The sequence below is a fragment of the Streptomyces sp. RP5T genome (assembly GCF_003933965.1).
Lineage (GTDB): Bacteria > Actinomycetota > Actinomycetes > Streptomycetales > Streptomycetaceae > Streptomyces.
In genome coordinates, this window is the sequence record NZ_RSAJ01001254.1 from 1 (window position 1) to 562 (window position 562).

General features: G+C 68.9%; 1 protein-coding gene. It reads right to left on the reverse strand.

Features of this window, described 5'->3' with window-relative positions:
* Positions 1-47: 47 nt before the first annotated feature.
* Complete coding sequence (locus EHS43_RS45690) at positions 48-503, reverse strand: hypothetical protein (protein WP_125196155.1); 456 nt, start codon at positions 501-503, stop codon at positions 48-50.
* Between the last annotated feature and the right edge of the window lie 59 nt (positions 504-562).

Here is a 562-nt window from a genome sequence, read left to right on the forward strand (position 1 = left end):
GTGCGGGTTGGTCAGCGGCCCTGCGCCCGGTGGAAGCGGCAGGGCGGTCACAGAGTCGGGCGGCGGTGGCCCTGCTGGTCCAGGCGGCGCACTTCTCGCGTCAGTTCGCGGAAGTGGCACCAAGTGCGCCCCATGAAGGCGCCTGCGGTGTAGAAGTGCACCGTGCGCGCCCGGTTGCTGCCTCCTGGCGCGGTGTACGCGGCGGCGTACCAGTAGCCGTTGATATTGAACTCGACAGCGTCCTCGGGCCGGTGCCAGGGCAGAACCTTCAGCTCCTCTCGTGCGACGTGCTTGACGGCGGTGCCCGTCGCCTCGTCGAGGATGAGGAAGTGTTGGCGGTCCGCTTCGGGGTCGTCGGTGGTCAGGGCCCATTCGTTACAAGAACCGCAACGGCCGTCCCATGTGCAGGGCAGGACGAGTAGGACTCGGTCGTGCATGTCGGCGTACCGGCCGGTGTAGGTGACGTGGGCGCCGATGAAGAGCGGGGCGGGTGTCTCAGGCATGGGCGGCCTTCCGTTGCGCGCCGGCGTGTGGGCGCGGCGGTGTGACGTTTGGCGTGACG

Bases quoted from the DNA above. Each gene is read 5' to 3' on its own strand.
- EHS43_RS45690 (WP_125196155.1), bottom strand. From the start codon at position 503: ATGCCTGAGACACCCGCCCCGCTCTTCATCGGCGCCCACGTCACCTAC.